Genomic DNA, 18,517 nt, shown 5'->3' with positions numbered 1-18,517 from the left:
CGGATTTCCCCGGACTCTTTCCATTTTGCTTGTTTATGATATAATACTTATCGTTATGTGTATGTATGTCCGGAAGCTTCCGAAAGCTTCCCTCGAAGGAGTGAATTGTACATGTTGAAGTTAAGCGAGATTAAAGAGTTGATACAATTGGTCGATCAGACCTCTGTACATGAACTGGATATTGAATTGGAAGGAACTCATTTAACGATCCGCAAAGCAAACAAAACCGAGGTTGTTGCAGCGCCGTCCGTACCTGCGCAGTACGTTCAGGTTCCGCAGCAGGCCGCTCCCCAATTCCAGAACCCTGCTGCGGCAGCGGAAGCCGCCCAGCAGCCGGCAGCCGAAGCGAAAGCAGCCGATCCCAACCTACATAAAATCGTATCCCCGATGGTCGGCACGTTCTACAGATCGCCTTCCCCTGAAAAGGGCCCGTTCGTGAACGTAGGGGACAAGGTCAATGAAAAAACGGTCGTCTGCATTCTTGAAGCCATGAAGCTGATGAACGAACTCGAAGCCGAAGTGAAAGGCGAAATCGTCGAAATTCTCGTGGAAAACGGACAATTGGTTGAATACGGGCAGCCTCTGTTTCTGGTGAAAACGGAATAACACCGCATTCGAAAGGGAGGTTATCTGCATGAAATTCCAAAAAATCCTGATCGCCAACCGCGGCGAAATTGCCGTCCGTATCATTCGCGCTTGCCGAGAGCTGGGCATTTCGACGGTTGCGGTCTATTCCGAAGCGGACAAGGATGCGCTTCACGTCCGTCTTGCGGACGAAGCTTACTGTATCGGACCTACCACGTCCAAAGACAGCTACTTGAACATTACGAACATCATGAGCGTGGCGACGTTGACGGAGTGCGACGCGGTACATCCGGGTTACGGATTCCTTGCCGAAAACGCCGACTTCGCCGAAATTTGCGAATCCTGCAACATTACGTTCATCGGCCCGTCGGCGGATGCCATCAACAAGATGGGCGATAAATCGGTCGCCAAGCAAACGATGAAAGCGGCCGGCGTGCCGGTCATCCCCGGCTCGGACGGCTTGGTCGAAAACATCGAGGAGGCCGTGATGATCGGCCGGGATATCGGTTATCCATTGATCATCAAAGCGACGGCCGGCGGCGGGGGCAAAGGCATCCGCATCGCCGAAGACGAAGAAACCCTGATCAAGCAAATCACGGCCGCTCAGCAGGAAGCGCAGAAAGCCTTCGGCAACGCAGGCGTTTACCTGGAGAAGTTCCTCACCGGCATGAAGCACGTCGAAATTCAGGTGATGGCCGACAATTACGGGAACGCGGTCCATTTGGGCGAACGCGATTGTTCCGTGCAGCGCCGCAGACAAAAGCTCGTCGAAGAATCCCCGTGTCCGGTGCTTTCCCCGGAAGTGCGCCAGCGCATGGGCGAAGCGGCCGTTCGCGCCGCGCAGGCCGTAAACTATTCCGGCGCGGGCACGCTCGAGTTTTTGCTCGGACCGGATGGTCAGTTTTACTTCATGGAAATGAATACGCGCATCCAGGTGGAGCATCCGGTGACCGAGATGGTTACGGGCGTGGATTTGATTAAAGAAATGGTTTCGGTGGCGGAGGGCAATCCGCTTTCCTTTAACCAAGACGACGTCGTGATCAGCGGCAGCTCCATCGAATGCCGCATCAACGCCGAAGATCCGGATCGGAACTTTATGCCTGCTGCAGGAAAAATCCAGTTTTACTTGCCGCCGGGAGGACCGGGCGTGCGGGTTGACAGCGCCGCTTATCAGGGGTATACCATTCCTCCGTATTACGATTCGATGATCGCGAAGCTGATCGTATGGGCGCCGACGCGCGACGAAGCGATCGCCAAGATGAAACGCGCGTTATCCGAGTTCGCCGTGGAGGGAATTCACACGACGATTCCTTTCCATATGAAGCTTCTGGATCATCCGACCTTCAACAGAGGCGACTTCGATATCAAATTTTTAGAGGAAAACGAGATATAAGCCTCCGCGGACGTTTGTCACGAATCGCCCCGAATGTTATAGTATGAGTGATTATGCGGCGTCCAGAAAGGTGTGCTTCTTATCCATCTTATCCGAAAGGTGTGTTAAGCCATAATGAGCACGGAACCGAATGAGTTTGAACGTACCGAAATCGGCGAAATCCAGATTGCGCCCGAAGTCATTGAAGTGATTGCGGGACTGGCGACCGTCGAGGTCAAAGGCGTAGCCGGCATGAGCGGCGGTTTTGCCGGAGGCATCGCCGAGCTGCTTGGACGCAAAAACCTGTCCAAAGGCGTAAAGGTGGAAGTCGGGCAGCGCGAAGCGGCCGTTGACGTTTCCGTTATCATCGAATACGGGAACCGGCTGCCTCAAGTCGCTACCGAAATTCAGCGCAACGTCAAACGATCGATCGAAATGATGACCGGCTTGAACGTCGTGGAAGTGAACGTGCATATTCATGACGTTCATTTCAAAAGCGCCGAAAGAACGGAAGAAATCGATTTGACGCAACAACGCGTGAAATAAGAGATGACCGAAGGAATGAGCCCTGGAAACATGCCGTGCTTCCGGGTTCATTCCGTATCCGTAACCCCCGACGAACGTCGAGGGTTTACTCTAATTTAAGGAGGCTGCGCCGTTCGTGGCTAAAATACTGGATAGATTTTTGCTCTTTATTTACAGCTTGAGCATCGGAATCATAAGCGTATTTGCCCTCCTCCGGTTAAGCGGCTTGGTTCCCGGTTTGGGAGAATACATGGATGCGTCCACACTGGAAATCACGCTGCTGGTCATTGCCGCCGTCTTGTTTTTGCTTAGCGTCCGATTTTTCTATATCTCGATCCGCCGAGATCGTACGCAAATTCCTTCGATCGACCAACGCACCGAATACGGGGACATCCAAATATCGGTGGAAACGATCGAGAATTTATGCCTGAAGGCGGCAGCCCGCATCCGGGGAGCCAAAGATTTGAAGGCGCGGATCCGCGTGTCCGAAGCCGGGCTTGAAATCAAGATCCGGGCGGTGGTCGAAGGCGACGTTTCGATTCCGACCATGACGACCGACATTCAAAAGCAGGTACATGATTATCTTCAGGAGACGACGGGCATTCCGGTATCGAATGTGGCGGTATATATCGCGAATGTGGCCCAGTCGACGGCCATGAAGAGCAGAGTGGAATAGGGGTGGTCTTCCATGGCATTCTTGAAGGAAGTATGGGAGAGTCACAGAGGACGGATCGTCGGCATCGCCGGCGGAATTTTCTTTGGTTTTATTTATTTGATCGCGGGATTTTGGGATATGTTGTTCTTTGCATTGGTTGTGTTCATAGGATATGCCGTCGGCAAGCGGAAAGACTTGCGCATGGAGTCCGTTTTTCGCTGGGATGAGATGCGGAAATGGCTTTCCGAGCGCTGGCGCCCTTTTAAATGAACCGTGATATGCTTTCTCCGGAAAAAAGAGCTGCAGCTTCATAACGCCCATTTTCTGGTGAAACGTATCGCGGTTTTTTTGCGGAAATGCTTTGAAAAACCTTTGCCATAGGAGATTGCAACAATCCGCAGTAACCCATAATAAAGATAAGTGCCATAAATGACAGGTTCAGGAGGAACAAAATGAAAAGACGTTTGGCAAGGGAAATCGTCGTGCAAAGTCTGTACCAAATGGAAATGAATGAAGTGGGCAGCGAAGAAGCCGTCAATATGCTGCTGGATGAGGCCGCCGAGGAAAACGATACGGAACGCGTCATCACGAACGGAATCGAGCTGAAAAATTACGTGCTGACTCTGGTCAACGGCGTATGGAGCCAGAAACAAGCCATCGACGGCCTGCTCGAAAATTATTTGAAAGGCTGGCAAATCAGCCGTTTGTCGCGGGTCGACCGGCAAATTTTGCGTTTGGCGGCTTACGAGCTGCTCTATTCGAGCGACGTTCCGGCGAAAGTGGCCGTCAACGAGGCGATCGAGCTGTCCAAACATTTCGGCACCGAGGAATCCGGCAAATTCGTCAACGGCGTGCTGGGGAACATGATCCGCGAAGTGGACAAGCTGAAAAACACCCTTTCCTGACCTTGCCGCTTCCGCTTGGCGTTACCGAAGCCCACATATCGATTTGACCATTCTAATTACGGGGGAGAGAGTAAAATGACAGCAACCATCATCAGCGGAAAACAGGTATCCGAAGAGATCCGGGGCAGCATCGCCGGCGAAGTGCGGGCATTGGCGGCCAAAGGCGTCGTTCCGGGCCTCGCCGTCGTGCTGGTCGGGGAAGATCCGGCATCTCAGGTGTACGTTCGGAACAAGGAAAAAGCTTGCCACGATTTAGGGTTTTACTCCGAGGTTCACCGCCTGCCCGCCGAAACCTCGCAAGCCGATTTGCTTGCTTTGGTGGACCGGCTGAACCGCAAGGGCGACATCGACGGCATCTTGGTGCAGCTGCCCCTGCCCGGACATATCGATGAAAAAGCCGTGATCAACGCGATTGCCGTAGACAAGGACGTCGACGGTTTCCACCCGGTGAACGTCGGGAACCTCGTCATCGGCGACGACAGCCTGCTTCCGTGCACGCCGGCCGGCGTGATCGAGCTTATCAAACGGGCGGGGATCTCTTTGTCCGGCAAACATGCGGTCGTCATCGGACGAAGCAATATCGTCGGCAAACCGGTTTCCCTTCTTCTTCAGCGGGAAAACGCGACCGTGACGATGTGCCATTCCCGTACGGAGCGGATGGCGGAAATCGCGCGCCAAGCCGATGTGCTGGTCGTTGCGATCGGCCGTGCCAATTTCATTGACGCCAGCTACGTGAAACCCGGAGCCGTGGTCATCGACGTGGGCATGAACCGGCTCGAAAACGGCAAGCTTGCGGGAGACGTCGACTTCGAAAGCGTGAAGGAAGTGTCCGGTCCGATTACGCCTGTGCCGGGCGGCGTCGGTCCGATGACCATTACGATGCTCATGCAGAACACCCTCATCGCGGCAAAGCGCCATCACGGGCTTGTGTAAGCGGGGGCATGGCCATGGAACCGCAGCGAATTTTATCGATCAAGGATTTGAACCGGTATATCCGGATGAAGCTCGACTCGGACCGCCTGTTGTCCGACGTGTGGATTCGCGGCGAAATTTCGAATTTCACGCACCATTCGAGCGGGCATATGTACTTTACTTTGAAGGATGAGGGCAGCCGGATTCGCGCCATCATGTTTGCGTCCCATAACCAAAGGCTGCCCTTCAAGCCGAAGGAAGGCGCCAAAGTCATTGCCCGTGGCAACGTCACGGTATACGAACGCGATGGTCAGTACCAGTTTTACGCGACGCATATGCAGCCGGACGGCATCGGCAGTTTGTATTTGGCATTTGAGCAGCTGAAAAAAAAGCTCGAAGAAGAAGGGCTGTTTGCCGCGGAACGCAAAAGGCCGATTCCCGAATTCCCGGAGACGGTCGGCGTCATCACTTCGCCGACGGGCGCGGCCGTACGGGATATCATCATTACGCTCGGACGGCGATATCCCCAAGCGAAGGTGGTGCTCTATCCGGTGCTCGTGCAGGGGAAAGGAGCGGCCGCATCGATCGTTCGCGCCATCCGCAGCATGAACGAGATGGACGAGGCGGACGTGCTGATCGTCGGCCGCGGCGGCGGTTCGCTCGAGGAACTGTGGGCGTTTAACGAGGAGCCGGTGGCACGGGCGATCCGCGAGTCGCGGATCCCGGTCATATCCGCCGTAGGCCACGAAACGGACTTTACGATCGCCGATTTTGCGGCCGATCTCAGGGCCGCGACGCCGACGGCGGCCGCCGAGCTGGCGGTTCCCCATGCGGCCGAGCTGCAGGATCGTTTGCGCCAATTCGAGCGGCTGCTCAAACAACTGCTGCTCGACCGGGTCAAACGCAGCCGCCAGCAGCTTGCGTCGCTGCAGCGTTCCCCGGTGCTCATGCACCCGCGGCGATATTTGCTGCAGCATGCCGAACGCTTGGACATGCTGCATATGCGGTTAAACGGCAGCATGCGCGCGGCGCTGAACCAGAGCCGCGAGAAACGGCTCCGGATTCACCACGGCCTGATGCGGTACCATCCGCAGGAACAGCTTTCCTACGCCAAAAAACGAAACGAGGCGAGCCGCAAACAGCTGGTTGCGCTGATGCAGTCCATTTTGAAGCACAAACAGTCGCAGCTGCGCGAATCGGTGCGCCATCTGGACGCGTTAAGCCCGCTGAAAGTGATGGCGCGGGGATACAGCCTCGTATACGACGAAAAAGAGCAGCATCTCATCAAATCTATAAACGACGTACAGCCTGGGGATTTGGTCCAAATCAAAGTAAGCGACGGTCAGCTTTCATGCCAGGTATGGGGAATGAAGGAGGATGGGCAAATTGACGGAAAAGGAAAATGAATTGAAATTCGAAGACGCCATGATCCAGCTCGAGGATATCGTCGGTGAACTCGAACATGGCGACGTGCCTTTGGAGAAGGCGATCGAGCTGTTCCAGCAGGGAATGAAGCTTTCGCAGCTTTGCAGCCAGAAGCTGGAGCAGGTGGAACGGAAAATCGAAATGATCGTGGAAGAAAACGGCGAATTGCGCAAAAAGCCTTTCGGCAGCCCGCTCGATCCGGATGGCGGTGACTCGATTGACTGAACGTGCCTCCTTCAGGGAATATCATCAGAACATCATCGAGCGGGTCGCGACGCGACTGGAGGAGAGCCTTCCCGCGCAGTGGCAGATCCCGTCTTCGCTGCGGGAGGCGATGCTTTATTCTTTGATGGCCGGCGGTAAGCGGATGCGGCCGCTGCTCGTCATGGCTGCCTGCGAAGCGCTGGACGGCAATGCGGATGCGGCGCTTGACGCCGCGTGCGCGGTCGAGATGGTGCACACCTACTCCCTCATTCACGATGATTTGCCCGCGATGGACAATGACGATTACCGTCGGGGCAAACTGACGAACCATAAAGTATTCGGCGAAGCGGCGGCGATTTTGGCGGGCGATGCGCTGCTTACCCACGCTTTTTATTTGGTGGCCCGGTTGTCACAGGTCCATGGCGTTCCGGCCGAGCAGGTGGTCAACATCACCATGGATTTGGCGGAGCTTGCGGGGCCGAAAGGCATGGTCGGCGGCCAGGCGGCCGATATGGAAGGCGAGCAGGGGCTGACCGAGTTGTCCCAGCTTGAATACATCCATCTTCACAAAACGAGCGATTTGATCACGTTTTCGCTTCTTGCCGGGGGAAGGATCGCCGGGGCGGATGAACAAAAACTCGAAGCGCTCCGCACGTTCGGACAAAAGCTCGGGCTGGCGTTCCAAATTCAGGACGATATCCTCGATATCGTCGGCGACGAGGCGAAACTCGGCAAAAAAACGCAGAGCGACATGAAGCAGGAAAAGGTAACATATCCCTATTTTATCGGGCTTGAAGCTTCGCGGGGCGAGGTCGAAAGATTGACGGCCGAAGCGAAATCGGCGGTGATCGAAGCCGGCTTGGCCGACCCGTCGCGCCTGCTGGAGATCGCCGACTACCTGATGAATCGCGATCATTGACGCCTTGCTTAGGATTGCGTAAAGTTTTGTGATATAATGACGAAAAGAATCGTCTTTCTGCAAGGAAAGCGCTAACCATATATATAATGAAAAGAGGCTTTTTACATGGAAGCCGGACTTGAAGAAATTATTCCATTCTATAGAGGAAAGCGGGGAGATTGTCGTGCTGCTTCCACAAATTAAACAGCCAGAACAAATCAAATCTCTATCGGTTGAACAATTGGGCCTTCTTTCGGCTGAAATCCGTCGATTTCTGATCGAAAAGCTGTCCGTGACGGGAGGTCATCTGGCTTCAAACCTGGGAGTGGTGGAACTCACGCTGGCCCTGCATTACTGTTATGACAGTCCACGTGATAAATTCATTTTCGACGTCGGCCACCAGGCCTACGTCCATAAAATGTTGACAGGGCGCATGGACCAATTCGATACGCTGCGCAAGTACAAAGGATTGTGCGGGTTCGTGAAACGCAATGAAAGCGAGCACGACGTGTGGGAAGCGGGGCATAGCAGCACCTCGCTGTCCGCAGCGATCGGCATGGCCGTCGCCCGCGACTTGAAGGGCGAAAAAAACAAGGTCATCGCCGTCATCGGCGACGGCGCTTTGACGGGCGGCATGGCTTTCGAGGCGTTGAACCATATCGGCCATGAGCAAAAAGATTTGATGGTCGTCTTGAACGACAATGAAATGTCCATCGCACCGAACGTCGGGGCCATGCATAATTATTTGAGCAAAATTCGTTCCGACCGCCATTATTTGCGGGCGAAGGACGAACTCGAGGTGCTGCTCAAAAAAATTCCGGCCATCGGAGGCATGCTGGCTAAAACCGGTTCCCGCCTGAAAGACAGCCTGAAATACATGATGGTGCCGGGCGTGCTGTTCGAGGAGCTCGGGCTTACGTATCTCGGCCCTGTCGACGGGCATGACATCCAGAAGCTGATCGAAACCTTCAAACAGGCAGATAACGTGCGCGGCCCGGTATTTGTCCATGTGTTGACGACCAAGGGCAAAGGCTACAAGCCGGCCGAAGCCGATTCCCATAAATGGCACGGCATTTCGCCGTACAAAATCGAATCCGGAAAAGAGCTGAAGTCCGTCGGCAATCCGATGTACACGGACGTCTTCGGCAAAACGCTCATCGAGCTCGGGGAAAAGGATCCGCGCATCGTGGCGGTGACCCCGGCCATGCCGAAAGGTTCGGGGCTGATCGAATTCAGCGAAAAATTCCCGAGCCGAATGATCGACGTCGGCATCGCCGAACAGCATGCGGCAACGATGTGCGCGGCTCTCGCAATGGAGGGGATGAAGCCGGTGTTCGCCGTCTACTCGACGTTCATGCAGCGGGCGTACGACCAGATCGTCCATGACATTTGCCGCCAAAACGCCAATGTCATGTTCGCCATCGACCGCGCCGGTTTCGTGGGAGCCGACGGCGAAACGCATCAGGGCGTGTTCGACGTGGCTTTCTTGCGCCATATTCCGAATCTCGTGCTGATGATGCCGAAGGATGAAAACGAGCTGCGGCACATGATGAAGACGGCGCTGGATTACGATGACGGACCGATCGCGTACCGCTATCCGCGGATTAACGGGCTGGGCGTTCCTTTGGACGAAAAGCTTGTGCCGATACCGATCGGCTCCTGGGAAACCGTTCGCGAAGGCGAAGGTTACGCCGTTTTGGCATCGGGTCCTATGGTGCAGGTGGCGCTGGAAGCCGCCGAACAGCTGAAGCGGGAAGGCATTAACCTGCGCGTGGTCAACGCGCGTTTCCTCAAGCCGCTTGACGAAGAGATGCTGATCGAACTCGCCGACAGCCACACGAACATGATCGTGCTGGAAGAGGCCAGCGAAAAAGGCAGCCTTGGCAGCGCCGTGCTCGAATTTTACGCTTCCAAGCATATTTTTGATACGAGAGTGTCCTTGATGGGCGTGCCGGACCGTTTTATCGAACACGGCAGCGTCAAAGAACAGCGCCAGGAAACCGGATTGACCGCCGAGAACGTATGCGCGGAGATCAAAAAGCTGATGTCTCTGCATGCATTCGGGATCGGAAAAACCGGGTACTCCTCCTAGGCGGAACGTACAGTCAGGAGATAATCATGAATTCGCCAAAAGAACGGATTGATGTCCTGCTGGTGGAGCAGGGATTTTACGATAGCCGCGAGAAAGCCAAGGCCGCCATCATGGCGGGCCTGGTGCTCGCCAACGAGGAACGCATCGAAAAAGCGGGCATGAAGGTTCCGAGGGACACGGTCATCCGCGTCAAAGGAGCCGTTCATCCGTACGTAAGCCGCGGCGGATTAAAGCTGGAGAAAGCCATTCGGACATTCGGCCTTGATCTGGCGGGCAAAACGATGCTGGACATCGGCTCCTCCACGGGCGGATTTACGGATTGCGCCCTTCAGCACGGGGCCGCATACGTTTACGCGATCGACGTGGGTTCGAACCAGCTGGACTGGTCCCTGCGCAACGACGAGCGCGTCTGCGTGATGGAGAAAACCAATTTCCGTTATATGACGCCTGAAGATTTGAAAGGACCCGCGCCCGATTTTGCGAGCATAGACGTATCCTTCATTTCGCTTCGGATCATTTTGCCTCCGCTAAAGGCGCTGCTGCAGCGCCCCGGGGACGTTGCGGCGCTCATCAAGCCGCAGTTCGAAGCCGGAAGGGAGAAGGTCGGAAAATCGGGCGTCGTCCGGGAGGCGGCCGTTCATCGCGAAGTGCTCGTGAACATTTTGAGCTTTGCCCATGAACTCGGATTCGAGCTGAAGGGGCTGACGTATTCGCCGATCACCGGCGGGGAAGGCAACATCGAATTTTTGGCCCACTGGCATGTGAGCGATCAAGAGGGCGGTGCAAACGAGACATCCACCGAAGAGTTTGAAGCCGTGCTGCAGCCGCTCGTCCATGACATCGTGGCGGAAGCCTCGCATACGTTTACGGGAAACTCATCCAAGGGATGAGTTTCTTTTCGTTCATGACCGAAGATTCGCAAAAAGTGAATTGAGAAGAACGTATGTTTGGTATATAATGGACTTGAAATTGATATTTATGCGGTTCATTCACGGTTATAAAGGATTTTCTTCCGGCTGCCGCGAAATAAACCATCGAGGTGATCGAAATGGAGGAACGGGCGGATTGGCTCGTCATGCTTCTTATTGGATTGCTGTTGTTGGTTTGGATCGCGCACGGGCTTCGGACGTGGCTCTTTAGGCCCCTTCCCGCCCGCGTGCCGGACATGCCCATAAATGAGAATATCCCTGATCATCCGGCGGTGGACATGCTGGAGAATGCAGGTTATGAAGTGCTGGGCGGAAAGATCAAAATCCCGCTGCTGTTCGATGTGGACGGGGAAGATTTTCACAGCCGGCTCTTCATCGATTTTATCGCAAGAAATGACGAGAACGTTCTTTATCTGGTCAAGGTGGCCCGAAGCCGGCTTCCGATGGAATGGACGGGCAGTTCGATCCGGGACAGGCTGCTTCCTTATTTTCTCCTGTATCCGGGCTGCGGCGGCGTGTTATACGTCGACGTGGACAACGACGAGGTTGCCTGCATCCATTTCGACTGGGATGAAGAGGACGCTAATGGATATGATGAATAAATATAAGCTTTTACCAGGAGGTATGTATGAAAGGACAACGACATATTAAAATCCGGGAAATCATTACCCAGCAGGATATCGAAACCCAGGACGAGCTGGTCGCAGCGCTGCGGGCCGCCGGCTTTCAGGTGACCCAGGCGACCGTGTCCCGGGACATCAAAGAGCTGCTGCTCATCAAAGTGCCGATGGACGACGGAAGATACAAATATTCGCTCCCGACCGACCAGCGCTACAATCCGCTCCAAAAGCTGAAACGGGCTCTCGTGGACAATTTCGTGCATATCGATTACACCAACAATTTGGTGGTCATGAAATGTTTGCCCGGGACGGCGAACGCGATTGCGGTTTTGCTCGACAACATGGAATGGAACCAGATCATGGGCACGATTTGCGGCGACGATACGATCTTGATGATTTGCCGCACCAACGAAGACAGCGAAAGCTTGGTCGAATTGATCATGAGTTATATTTCATAAGGGAAACCGGGCAATATTTATGGGGGGATTGAATCCATGCTGCTGACATTAAGTATTCGGAATTTGGCCGTCATCGAATCGGTCGACGTGTCTTTTCATGCGGGCTTTCATGTTCTTTCAGGGGAAACGGGGGCAGGGAAATCGATTGTCATCGATGCGCTGGGGCTCATCGCGGGCGGCCGGGGTTCGGCCGAGCTGATCCGCTACGGCTGCGACAAAGCCGAAATCGAAGCGAGCTTCGAGCTGCAGCACAATCATCCCGTATGGGCGTCGCTCGAGCAGATGGGCGTGCAGGCCGATCCCGAGGAGCATTTGATCATTCGCCGGGAGGTGAACCAGCAGGGGAAAAGCACGGCACGGATCAATGGGCAGCTCGTCAATTTGACGATGCTTCGCGAAATCGGGGAACAGCTGATCAACATCCACGGCCAGCATGAGCATCAAAACCTGATGCGGGCCGACCGCCACTTGCATCTTCTCGATACGTACGGCGAAGCCGTCATCGGTCCGATCAAAAGAACGTATCAGGAGCAATATGCCTCGTTTTCAAAAGTCGAAAAGGAATACAAAGAGCTGATGATGAACAGCCAAAAAACGTATCAGATGCTGGATTTGTACCGTTTTCAGCTGGAGGAAATTTCGGCGGCTGCCTTGAAATCGGGCGAGGATGAATGGCTGATGGAAGAACGGGTCAAGCTATCCCATAGCGAGAAAATGATGGATTCCGTATCGGGCGCATACGACCTCGTTTTCGGCGAGAAGGGACTGGGTGCCGTCAGTACGGCGGTATCGCGCCTCGAGGACGTGGTGCAATACGACGAAAAAGAGCTGAAGCCCATTTTGGAGCAGCTGCAGTCGGCGTATTACCAGCTGGAGGACGTCGCTTTTCAGCTTCGCAACTACCGCGACGACATCGAATTTAATCCCGAACGGCTGGACGAAGTCGAAGAACGGCTGGACTTGATTTCTTCCCTGCGGCGGAAATACGGGGAGAGCGTGGACGAGATCCTGGCTTACTACAACAATATTTTGCAGGAAACCAGCGCGCTGGAAAACAAGGACGAACGTTTGGAGGAACTTAAAACCCGGCGCGACGAATTGCTCGCGGCGCTGATCGCAACGGCCGAGGAGCTCAGCGAAGCCCGCCAAATGTGCGCGGCCGACCTGGCCGGCCAAGTGGAAAAGGAGTTAAAGGACCTTCATATGGAACGGACTTCGCTTCAAGTTCGTTTCGACCGGATCGAGGATCCTAAAGGCGTGGAAGTCGACGGCAGAAGGATCAGGCTGACGCGGCAGGGCATCGATACCGCCGAATTCATGATCTCGCCCAACCCCGGCGAACCGCTGCGGCCGTTAAGCAAAATCGCTTCCGGCGGCGAACTTTCCCGGATGATGCTGGCGATGAAAAGCATTTTTGCAAGGCATGACCGGATTCCGGTGCTTATTTTCGACGAGGTGGACACGGGGGTCAGCGGAAGGGCTGCACAATCGATCGCCGAAAAACTGGACAAACTCGCCGAAAACTGCCAGGTATTCTCCATCACGCATTTGCCGCAGGTCGCTTGCATGGCGGACCATCAATATTTGATCGAAAAAAACATCGAAGGCGAACGGACGATGACGCATGTGGAGGAGCTTTCCGACCAGGGGCGCGTCGAAGAGCTTGCGCGTATGCTTGGAGGCGTCGAAATTACCGAAAAAACGCTCCATCATGCCCAAGAAATGTTGAAGCTGGCGGAGGAACGGAAGGCCGTCAAAACCGCACCAGCGTAATGATTGACAGTAATAAAAGACTTGGGGCAGGGCAATCTTAAAGGTACGCAATTGGCGACCACCTTTTTCGTCAAGCGAAAGAAGCAAAAGGGAGCGTGACAGCCATTGAACTCCAGCCTCAGGAATAAAATGCTCGGTCTTTTCATTGTCTTCTTTCTGGTTTTTTTCAGCACGACAGCACCTGTCAAAAGTTTTGCGTCGATTCCGAACGAAATCAGGATGTTTGCCGGCGATCAAAGCTCCTTTCAGCTGGCGATGCCGGTGGAAGCACAAGCTACGGTGGACCGTCCCGATGTGCTTCAGCTGAACGGTTCCGCCGCTTCATCGCTGAAGGTTTCTCCGCAGCATCCGCTTCAGCTGATGCCCCAACAGAGCGGAAGCGCCAAATTAACGTTGAAGTTGTTCGGCAAAATTCCGTTCAAAACCGTGAATGTCCACGTCATACCCGGTCTGAAAGTGATCCCCGGCGGTCAAACGATCGGCGTTAAAGTCAAATCGGCAGGCATTCTGGTGGTGGGGCATCATCTGGTGCACGTGGATCCGACAACAAGAGTATCCCCCGGCGAAAACGCCGGAATTCAGTTAGGCGATTTAATGACGCATTTTAACGGCGAGCCGTTGAAAGACATGTCAAAAGTCGCCCGAATCGTCGAAGAAGCCGGGATGAGCAAAAAACCTCTGGAAATCACCTTCAAACGGGGCGAAAAGATCATGAAAACGAAATTAACCCCGGCGTTTGACCAGAGCGAGCAAAAATGGAGACTTGGTCTTTATATTCGCGATTCCGCCGCAGGTGTCGGCACTTTAACCTTCTATGCTCCGGAACAGGGTGTTTACGGCGCTTTGGGCCATGTCATCACGGACATGAATACGCAGACCCCAATCACGGTGGGCAGCGGTGAAATTTTGCAATCCAGCGTCACCTCGATTTCCAAATCGCAGGACGGGGAACCTGGAGAAAAAAGAGCTCATTTTTTAAAGGGCGGCAAAGTACTGGGCAACATTGAACGCAATACCCATTTCGGCATTTTCGGAAAGATGAATCAGAATCCTGATTACAGCCTTTATAAAGAAGGAATTCCCGTAGGGTTCGCGCAAGACGTCAAAGAAGGGCCCGCCGAAATTTTAACGGTTGTGGACGGGCAGCAGGTCGAAAAGTTCAAGGTGGATATCGTTCATGTCGCGAAACAGGATGCACCGGCTACCAAAGGGTTGGTCATTCGCATTACCGATCCCAAGCTGATCGAAAAGACGGGGGGGATCGTGCAGGGCATGAGCGGCAGCCCGATCGTTCAGAACGGGAAGCTGGTCGGAGCCGTCACCCACGTCTTCGTTAACGATCCAAAGTCCGGTTACGGATGCTTCATCGAATGGATGCTGCAGGATTCCGGCGTCATACCTCAAAGGGATACAATGAATCTTAAGGCGAGTTAGCCTTAAGATTTTTTGTCGTTTTTGGCAGAAAATGCGTGAATTTTGAATAAAAATATTTATTATAAATCAACTTCAAAAAAAAATAAACAAAAATAATTTTCGACAGAAGGAATTTAAATGGGGATGTCGAAAAGTATTTCAGACGAAAAAAAATTGGATTTTGATTCTAAGGAGGAAGCAGCCAGTGCAAAAAATCGAGGTTTTGTTGGCAGATGACAACCGTGAATTTACGAATTTGCTTGCTGAATACATTACGGAGCAAGAAGATATGATGGTAACTGGAATCGCCTATAACGGCGAGGAAGTCCTGAATATGATCGGTGATTCGCGAAAAATTCCGGACGTACTCATTTTGGATATTATCATGCCTCATCTTGATGGCTTGGGTGTTCTTGAACGATTGCGGGAAATGAATTTGTCTCCACAGCCGAAGATCATTATGCTGACTGCTTTCGGCCAAGAGAACATCACGCAGCGAGCGGTTCAGCTTGGGGCATCGTACTACATTCTTAAACCGTTTGACATGGAGGTTCTCGCAAGCCGGATTCGTCAACTGGTCGGCGGACAAAACGTGACGGCCGGAAACGTAAGCATGGCTTCGACGATCAAATCCAATGTCGTTCCGATGGCCAAAGGCAAAAATTTGGATGCGAACATTACGTCCATCATACATGAAATCGGCGTGCCTGCGCATATTAAAGGATATCAATATTTGCGCGAAGCGATTACGATGGTGTACAACAACATCGAAATTTTGGGCGCCATCACCAAAACGCTTTATCCGGCCATCGCCGAAAAATTCAAAACGACGCCTTCCCGCGTCGAGCGCGCCATTCGCCATGCGATCGAAGTAGCCTGGACGCGCGGCAACATCGATTCCATCAGCCACTTGTTCGGCTACACCATCAACATCAGCAAATCCAAGCCGACCAACAGCGAATTTATCGCCATGGTGGCCGATAAGCTGCGGATTGAGCATAAGGTGAGCTGAAAGGATAACTAAAGACGGATTCCATGTTTCACGGAAATCATATATTTTAGATTTAAAGAGACGCCTTACTTCAGAAAGGGCGTCTTTTTGTGTTTTTTTTTAGCAACATGAAGCGGTGAATCTAGTAAAAATGTTAAAGCGTACGGGGTCGTTTTTTAAATTCTAGGATCCTGTATACATAACCCCTCTTCATATCGTTATTAGAATGGAAAGGAGCGGATCATAATCGATGACGAGTTGATAAGACAACTGCTTCATAGAGGCAAAGTCATTAAACACTATTTGGTGCGGATCGGTGCAAACCCTTCGGATGCGGAGGAAATCGTGCAGGACACATTGCTCAAGGGCATAACGCATATCGATTCCATCAAACCGGCAAAGTTCATGTCCTGGCTTTTTAAAGTCGCGACGCATAAATATTATGACCTGTACAGGAAGGAAACCCGGCGAGGAAAAACGGTATCGTTCGAGCTTTTATCATTCATGGATGAGTCATCACCGGAAGATCGTTATTTGCGAAAGGAAAAAAGCCTGGGGGTAAAGGAATTGCTGAACCGGATTCCGCAAAAGTACAAACAGATGCTGATCCTGAAGTACGATTTGGGTTTGAGCTACGACGAAATCGGCAGATTATTGAACGTAAAAACCGAGCGGGTCAAAACCGACTTATACCGCGCCCGAAACATGTTCAAAAAAATGTATGAAGGAGAACGACAAGATGAGCAATGATTATTCCGAGGCTGTGGAGCAGGACAGTGAGCAGCATTTTCGAAATCTTTTGAAAAAAACGAAAAGGAAATCGATGTTGCGAAATATTATTATTTCCGTCTTGAGTGCGATGGTTGTAATTGTCGGGCTGCTCATTGCGGACAAAATGCTCTTATCACGCAGCGCGAAACAAGCCCTTACCGATCTTTATCACTATCAATTAATTTCGTCTCCTAATGTTCTTCTTGGCGAAAGCCAATCACTTGATAGCGTGTTAGGAGGAACGGCAATCTATCGGACATATAAAGTCATCGAAGGCGTGCCGCTGCCATGGGCCGAGGTGAAAGTCCATTACAATGTTTTTGGCGAATATGGGCAATTTGTCGGCGGATATTCTCCATTAAACGTTAAAGATCCAGACATGGAGAAATTGAATATGGCAAGACCTTATAACGTCATGAACGGACAGAGAGAACTGTTGTTTTTTCACCCGGAAGTGCATTATCCCGATTTGCTGAACGAGTTGAACAAGCTGGATCAGATCGATTCCGGGAAAAAAGTGGAGATGGCTATCTCGCTCGATCATGCCTACACGGCAAACGAAATCCGCGATATGCTTCCTTCCGGTGTACATGCCCGTTGGTTCTGGGTTGATACGTACACGCCCGAATACATCAAATTTATGAACGGCCCGCCGGCCCTGCCTCTCATCAGTCCTAACGTATATGGCTATGCGGCCTACGCCGATCAGGAGGACACATGGGAAAATGATGAGGGCAAATTTATCGAATACATTAAAGAAGGATTGAAGCTGAACGGAAACTATGATTGGGAATACACGCAAATTTTCAATCAATTAAGAGGCGGCAAAAAAGAGCCTGCCAAAGACGATGTGCGTTCTATCGGCGTTGTCGTGACGGGGAGTCCGGAAGCATTGCGGGCTTTACAAGGCAAAAAATACGTACGTGCCGCGGTTCTAGGGGCTATAGCAGAAAATTATTAATGTAGCAACTTAATGGCGGAACATAAGGAACGCTCAACCTGAAGGCATCTTCTTAGGCAGAGCGTTCTTTTTTATGCTCCGGTCGAAGCATCTGATGAGCCATGATTTTGTTCAAGCTGTTCTAAACGTTCCTTAAGTTTTGAAGTTATGATTGGAATCCGCGACGAATCGGGAGGATCTGCGCATTTTCATAGTGGGCTTTGGCTTCTGATATGCGCATCTGGAGCGCAAAAAATAGACAAAGGTGATGTCGCAGAGCGAATCTGCCGATATCATCAAACATTTGACAATAGTTTCGCCGCCTGGCACCAAGGATGTCATTTCGTTTCCCCTTTCCAATGGATGCTGGATCATATATGCTGATCTTACAGCATCGCGGCTCAAATCGAACGGATCATTCATAAGGGGTTGCCGTTCAGGTATTTGCTTTTATTCGAATTTTTTTGGCCTTTTCTGGTATAACTATGTAATCATGAGAAAAGAATCCGAAGGGAGTCTGTATATGAACCGAGTATTTGTCATTTCGGACCATCATTTTGGGCATCAAAAAATCATCGATTTTGAGTCGAGACCGTTTGCATCCGCAGAAGAAATGGATGACTATATGATCCGCCAATGGAATGCGGTCGTCGCCAAAAACGACAGGGTGTTTCACCTCGGCGATTTCTCTTTTTACAATAAAGAAAAAACGAAAGCGATCGTGGAACAACTGAACGGACAAAAATTCCTCATTCTGGGCAACCATGACCGGGGGCGGAGCAAAACTTGGTGGCTGGATGCCGGTTTTGACGAGGTCAGCGAATATCCTATCGTCTACGAATCCTTCTACATTTTGTCCCACGAACCTCTCTACATGAATAAACATATGCCTTACGTCAACATTCATGGACATATTCACAGCCAGAAATACGAAGGATTGCATTACTTTAATGCCTGCGTGGAGCACTTCGATTACAAGCCGGTTGCTTTCGAAGATATCCGCAATTCCTTGGCCGCCAAAGAGGAACAATAAGGAAATAAGTCTATAT

20 protein-coding genes are annotated in these 18,517 nt (G+C 52.3%); all 20 read left to right on the top strand.

The genetic code is table 11. From position 1 onward, the window contains the following. The first annotated feature begins 111 nt into the window (after window positions 1–111). Entirely contained in the window at window positions 112–606 is a 495-nt protein-coding gene (accB, locus tag KI367_RS00825) for an acetyl-CoA carboxylase biotin carboxyl carrier protein (protein WP_212946926.1), read from the top strand. Between the two features lie 28 nt (window positions 607–634). Next, complete coding sequence (gene accC / locus KI367_RS00820; protein ID WP_212946925.1) at window positions 635–1,978, top strand: acetyl-CoA carboxylase biotin carboxylase subunit; 1,344 nt, start codon at window positions 635–637, stop codon at window positions 1,976–1,978. 114 nt (window positions 1,979–2,092) lie between these two features. Beyond that, window positions 2,093–2,503, top strand: coding sequence for an Asp23/Gls24 family envelope stress response protein (locus KI367_RS00815; RefSeq protein WP_212946924.1), 411 nt, complete (start codon window positions 2,093–2,095; stop codon window positions 2,501–2,503). Window positions 2,504–2,618: 115 nt separating this feature from the next. Continuing rightward, window positions 2,619–3,158, top strand: a complete 540-nt coding sequence (amaP, locus tag KI367_RS00810; RefSeq protein WP_212946922.1) for an alkaline shock response membrane anchor protein AmaP — start codon at window positions 2,619–2,621, stop codon at window positions 3,156–3,158. Between the two features lie 12 nt (window positions 3,159–3,170). After that, on the top strand, window positions 3,171–3,407 hold the full coding sequence (locus tag KI367_RS00805; protein WP_212946921.1) for a DUF2273 domain-containing protein: 237 nt from the start codon (window positions 3,171–3,173) through the stop codon (window positions 3,405–3,407). 182 nt (window positions 3,408–3,589) lie between these two features. Then, window positions 3,590–4,042, top strand: a complete 453-nt coding sequence (gene nusB, locus KI367_RS00800; protein WP_212946919.1) for a transcription antitermination factor NusB — start codon at window positions 3,590–3,592, stop codon at window positions 4,040–4,042. A 75-nt stretch (window positions 4,043–4,117) separates the two neighbouring features. Continuing rightward, window positions 4,118–4,975, top strand: coding sequence for a bifunctional methylenetetrahydrofolate dehydrogenase/methenyltetrahydrofolate cyclohydrolase FolD (gene folD / locus KI367_RS00795; protein ID WP_212946917.1), 858 nt, complete (start codon window positions 4,118–4,120; stop codon window positions 4,973–4,975). Between the two features lie 14 nt (window positions 4,976–4,989). After that, complete coding sequence (xseA, locus tag KI367_RS00790) at window positions 4,990–6,360, top strand: exodeoxyribonuclease VII large subunit (RefSeq protein ID WP_212946916.1); 1,371 nt, start codon at window positions 4,990–4,992, stop codon at window positions 6,358–6,360. Then, window positions 6,341–6,604, top strand: coding sequence for an exodeoxyribonuclease VII small subunit (gene xseB / locus KI367_RS00785; protein WP_281422473.1), 264 nt, complete (start codon window positions 6,341–6,343; stop codon window positions 6,602–6,604). The genes xseA and xseB overlap by 20 nt, the downstream gene beginning before the upstream one ends. Then, window positions 6,582–7,502 (top strand): polyprenyl synthetase family protein, encoded by a 921-nt coding sequence (locus tag KI367_RS00780; RefSeq protein WP_052147316.1) that lies wholly within the window; start codon window positions 6,582–6,584, stop codon window positions 7,500–7,502. The genes xseB and KI367_RS00780 overlap by 23 nt, the downstream gene beginning before the upstream one ends. Window positions 7,503–7,665: 163 nt before the next feature. Next, window positions 7,666–9,573 carry a 1-deoxy-D-xylulose-5-phosphate synthase gene (gene dxs, locus KI367_RS00775; RefSeq protein WP_212947428.1) on the top strand — a complete coding sequence of 636 codons (1,908 nt, stop codon included), beginning with the start codon at window positions 7,666–7,668 and terminating at the stop codon, window positions 9,571–9,573. A gap of 26 nt (window positions 9,574–9,599) precedes the next feature. After that, window positions 9,600–10,463, top strand: a complete 864-nt coding sequence (locus KI367_RS00770) for a TlyA family RNA methyltransferase (protein ID WP_036714319.1) — start codon at window positions 9,600–9,602, stop codon at window positions 10,461–10,463. Window positions 10,464–10,621: 158 nt separating this feature from the next. Further along, the gene (locus tag KI367_RS00765) at window positions 10,622–11,104 is read left to right on the top strand and encodes a hypothetical protein (RefSeq protein WP_036714322.1); all 483 of its coding nucleotides are present in this window, start codon (window positions 10,622–10,624) and stop codon (window positions 11,102–11,104) included. Window positions 11,105–11,130: 26 nt separating this feature from the next. After that, entirely contained in the window at window positions 11,131–11,580 is a 450-nt protein-coding gene (gene ahrC, locus KI367_RS00760; RefSeq protein ID WP_036714325.1) for a transcriptional regulator AhrC/ArgR, read from the top strand. A gap of 36 nt (window positions 11,581–11,616) precedes the next feature. After that, entirely contained in the window at window positions 11,617–13,353 is a 1,737-nt protein-coding gene (recN, locus tag KI367_RS00755) for a DNA repair protein RecN (protein ID WP_212946914.1), read from the top strand. Between the two features lie 105 nt (window positions 13,354–13,458). After that, a complete protein-coding gene (gene spoIVB, locus KI367_RS00750) occupies window positions 13,459–14,787 on the top strand; it encodes a SpoIVB peptidase (RefSeq protein ID WP_212946913.1) in 1,329 nt (442 codons plus the stop codon). Window positions 14,788–14,971: 184 nt separating this feature from the next. Further along, entirely contained in the window at window positions 14,972–15,778 is an 807-nt protein-coding gene (spo0A, locus tag KI367_RS00745) for a sporulation transcription factor Spo0A (protein ID WP_212946912.1), read from the top strand. Between the two features lie 237 nt (window positions 15,779–16,015). Continuing rightward, window positions 16,016–16,507, top strand: coding sequence for an RNA polymerase sigma factor (locus KI367_RS00740; RefSeq protein ID WP_197070049.1), 492 nt, complete (start codon window positions 16,016–16,018; stop codon window positions 16,505–16,507). Next, window positions 16,497–17,489 (top strand): anti sigma factor C-terminal domain-containing protein, encoded by a 993-nt coding sequence (locus KI367_RS00735; protein ID WP_212946910.1) that lies wholly within the window; start codon window positions 16,497–16,499, stop codon window positions 17,487–17,489. Before KI367_RS00740 ends, KI367_RS00735 begins: the two co-directional genes overlap by 11 nt. A 502-nt stretch (window positions 17,490–17,991) precedes the next feature. Further along, complete coding sequence (locus KI367_RS00730) at window positions 17,992–18,501, top strand: metallophosphoesterase (protein ID WP_212946907.1); 510 nt, start codon at window positions 17,992–17,994, stop codon at window positions 18,499–18,501. Window positions 18,502–18,517: the final 16 nt, after the last annotated feature.

This window comes from Paenibacillus cookii, from assembly GCF_018333375.1.
Lineage (GTDB): Bacteria > Bacillota > Bacilli > Paenibacillales > Paenibacillaceae > Paenibacillus_AQ > Paenibacillus_AQ cookii.
Note: the sequence above shows the minus strand (reverse complement) of the source record. Positions and strands in the feature narration are given on the sequence as shown.